This is a genomic window from Promicromonospora kroppenstedtii DSM 19349 (assembly GCF_000515355.1).
Lineage (GTDB): Bacteria > Actinomycetota > Actinomycetes > Actinomycetales > Cellulomonadaceae > Promicromonospora > Promicromonospora kroppenstedtii.
In genome coordinates this window covers 45,661-49,019 of record NZ_KI911609.1, presented here as the reverse complement: position 1 = coordinate 49,019, position 3,359 = coordinate 45,661, and the positions used below count along the sequence as shown (strand labels likewise).

Genomic DNA, 3,359 nt, shown 5'->3' with positions numbered 1-3,359 from the left:
GGCCGGGGGTGCGGGCGGCAGCGGGGCCGGCGGCGGGGGCACCGGTGGCAGTGGCACGGGAGGCACTGCCACGTTCGGCTCGGGCCGTGCGGCCTGGTTCGCCAGCTGGGAGGCCCGGTATCGGGCACCGGGGTTCCAGCGCAGCGTGGGCATGGCGGGCGGGGAGTGCCGCACCCCGCTGCTCTCCCGGCGGGGAGCCGGCTGGTGCGTAGGGTCGGTAGCCTCGGGGGGCTCGGGGTTCTCGGGGAGCACAGGAGTCTCCGTGGATTCGGCGGCAGCGGCGGTCCGAGCGGACTGCTCGGCGTGCGCCTGCCGCAGCGCGGCGACGATCCGGGCGACACGTCCGGTGTCGGCCCGCGGACCGGTCGCGGCGGATGCCGTGTCGGCGGGCGCGGCCTCGGCAGGCACGGCCCCCGCGGTCGAGTCGCCTTCCACGTCTCCGGCAGCCGGAGCCTGAGCATCAGGAGTCTCGGCACCGGCTGCCTCTGCGCCAGGAACCTCGACCGAGCCCTCGGTCTCACCGGCGTCCGGCCCTGCGGCGCGGGGTGTCTCGACCTCGGTCTCGGCCGGGGCCTGGTCCTGCGTACCGTCCGTCGTGCCGTCCGCCATGACCGCGCTCCCTCACCATCGACTGCCCGCGACCCGCTGCGGTTGCTGTCCCATATGTTCCCTGCCCTGCCCGGGACGTGCAAGCCCCGGGCAGGGCAGGGTCATGGTGGAGTCATGACGGCTGGTCAGTCGCCGCCCAGAAGGTCCAGGAAGCTGGGGGTGCTGGCGAACGGGTCGTCGCGCTTGGTGTGTTCCCCTCGCGCCGCCATGGTCGCCGCGAGGGACCGACCGGCCCGCTCGATGCGCTCGGGCAGCGAGCTCGCGCCGTCGTCGCGCCGGGTGCGGTCGCCGGCCTGCGCCCAGTCGTCCGTGGCCGCGAAGACCGACGTCGTGACGACGTCGGCCCGCAGGTACGTGAACAGCGGGCGCATCGAGTACTCCAGCGCGAGCGAGTGCCGCGGCGTCCCGCCGGTCGCACCGAGCAGCACGGGCATGCCCGTCAGGGCGTCCTTGTCGAGGATGTCGACGAACGACTTGAACAGCCCCGAGTAGGTGGTGGTGAACAGCGGCGAGACGGCGATGATCCCGTCGGCCTGGGTGATCGTCTCGATGTCGCGGGCCAGGTCACCCGTGGGGAACCCGGTGAGCATCGCGTCGATGATCGCGTGGCCGTGGTCGCGCAGCTCGACGACCTCGACGGTCACGTCGTGGCCGAGCGCCTTCAGCTCGCGCGCGGTGGCGTCCGCGAGGCGGTCCGCCAGCAGGCGCGTGGAGGAGGGCTGGCCCAGCCCCGCGTGCACGACGGCGATGGTGCGCCGGGGCCGGTCCTCGGTGGGGACGATCCCCGTCATCAGAGCGCCTCCTCTGCGAGCTTGCCGGTGAACTCGTCGCCGCCGTCACCCACGTGGGTGGCGCCGGCCGCGCCCTTGGCCTGGGCCGCGGCGACCCGCTCGGCGTGCGTCGGCGGGTTGGCCGGCACGTCCTCGGGACGCTTGGCGTCGGCGATCTTGCGCAGCTCGGGCACGACCTCGGAGGCGAGGATGTCGATCTGCTCCAGGACGGTCTTCAGCGGCAGCCCGGCGTGGTCCATGAGGAACATCTGGCGCTGGTAGTAGCCGACGTCGTCGATGAACGAGCCGTACCGGTCGATGACCTCCTGCGGGGAGCCGACGGTCAGCGGCGTGTCGCGCGTGAAGTCCTCCATGGTGGGGCCGTGTCCGTAGACGGGCGCGTTGTCGAAGTACGGCCGGAACTCGGTGATCGCGTCCTGGCTGTTCTTGCGCATGAACACCTGGCCGCCGAGGCCCACGATCGCCTGGTCGGCGCGGCCGTGACCGTAGTGCTCGAACCGCTGGCGGTAGAACTGCACCATCTGCTTGGTGTGGCTCATGGGCCAGAAGATGTTGTTGTGCAGGAACCCGTCACCGTAGTAAGCGGCCTGCTCGGCGATCTCGGGGCTGCGGATCGAGCCGTGCCACACGAACGGCGGCACGCCGTCCAGCGGGCGCGGGGTGGCGGTGAACCCCTGCAGCGGGGTGCGGAACTTGCCCTCCCAGTCCACGACGTCCTCGGTCCACAGGCGGCGCACCAGCGCGTAGTTCTCGATCGCGAGCGGGATGCCCTGGCGGATGTCCTGCCCGAACCACGGGTAGACGGGACCGGTGTTGCCGCGGCCCATCATCAGGTCCATGCGGCCGTTGCTGATGACCTGGAGCATCGCGTACTCCTCGGCGATGCGGACCGGGTCGTTGGTGGTGATCAGCGTGGTCGCCGTGGACAGGGTGATGTCCTTGGTGACACCCGCGAGGTAGCCGAGCATCGTCGTCGGGCTCGAGGCCACGAACGGCGGGTTGTGGTGCTCACCGGTCGCGAAGACGTCGAGGCCTGCCTCGTCCGCGTGCTTGGCGATGGTGAGCATGGCACGGACGCGCTCGGTGTCGTCCGGGGTGTGCCCCGTCGTCGGGTCCGTCGTCACGTCGCTGACACTGAAGATCCCGAACTGCATGATGCTGTGCTCCTCGATCGTGGTGCTCCTGAGCGGGTCGCCGCTCGCGCTGTTCATGCATCTGCATGAACATGGGTCTCAACCGGCGACCCGTGCTGATTGTTCCCGCCGCGAACACGGTCACCTGCCTCGACGTGCGTGAGATCGCGCACATACACACCCAGTTTGCCCGGAGTGCGCTTGCGGGCGCACGTCCGATCGGTAGCCTGGTTTGGCACGGCTGGTCGTCAGACCGCCGGAACATGGGCTGGAACATCACAGAGGGTCCCTGCGTTGGCTATACGGACCTTTTTCCGCCACCTATCCCGACAACCCTCTGGAGGACATCGTGCCTGACCGGTCCCTGCGCGGTATGAGCATCGGTAGTAAGAGCATGGAGTCTGACGAGGGCGTGGACTTCGCCCCTCGGTTCCAGGCCTACTACGACTGCCCCAACGGCCACACCATCATCCTGCCCTTCGCCACCGATGCGGACGTACCCCCGATCTGGGAGTGCCGCTGTGGCGAGGAGGCGCTGCTCCGCGACGCCGAGAAGCCCGAGCCGAAGGCGACCAAGCCGCAGCGCACCCACTGGGACATGCTGCTCGAGCGCCGCACGGTGAAGGAGCTCGAGGACCTGCTCGACGAGCGCCTCGAGCTGCTGCGCGCCGGCAAGCTCCGCCGCTCGGCCTGACCCCTCCCCGGGGGCACGGTGCCCAGCAGCAGGAATAGCAGAACGGCCGCCGGTCCGGACCCGAGGGTCCGGACCGGCGGCCGTTCTCGTACGCCCACGGGCTACCGGCCGGACGACGCCACCTCGGCGCCG

3 protein-coding genes and 1 pseudogene are annotated in these 3,359 nt (G+C 70.7%); 1 reads left to right on the top strand and 3 read right to left on the bottom strand.

Features of this window, described 5'->3' with window-relative positions:
• From PROKR_RS36815 to PROKR_RS04035, 3 genes and pseudogenes are all read right to left on the bottom strand, one after another.
• Positions 1-609 (bottom strand): annotated as a pseudogene (locus PROKR_RS36815) (hypothetical protein); the annotation flags it as partial.
• Positions 610-734: 125 nt separating this feature from the next.
• The gene (locus PROKR_RS04040) at positions 735-1,400 is read right to left on the bottom strand and encodes an FMN reductase (RefSeq protein ID WP_051432655.1); all 666 of its coding nucleotides are present in this window, start codon (positions 1,398-1,400) and stop codon (positions 735-737) included.
• Positions 1,400-2,554: an LLM class flavin-dependent oxidoreductase gene (locus tag PROKR_RS04035; protein WP_036959770.1), complete on the bottom strand. Its 1,155-nt coding sequence runs from the start codon at positions 2,552-2,554 to the stop codon at positions 1,400-1,402. Before PROKR_RS04035 ends, PROKR_RS04040 begins: the two co-directional genes overlap by 1 nt.
• Positions 2,555-2,882: 328 nt before the next feature.
• Here PROKR_RS04035 and PROKR_RS04030 point away from each other — a divergent pair, with 328 nt between their 5' ends.
• Positions 2,883-3,227 (top strand): RNA polymerase-binding protein RbpA, encoded by a 345-nt coding sequence (locus PROKR_RS04030; RefSeq protein WP_026365682.1) that lies wholly within the window; start codon positions 2,883-2,885, stop codon positions 3,225-3,227.
• The last annotated feature ends 132 nt before the right edge of the window (positions 3,228-3,359 follow it).

What these genes read in the sequence shown, in the direction of transcription:
- PROKR_RS04035 (WP_036959770.1), bottom strand. Translation starts at nt 2,554, where the DNA reads ATGCAGTTCGGGATCTTCAGTGTCAGCGACGTGACGACGGACCCGACG.
- PROKR_RS04040 (WP_051432655.1), bottom strand. Translation starts at nt 1,400, where the DNA reads ATGACGGGGATCGTCCCCACCGAGGACCGGCCCCGGCGCACCATCGCC.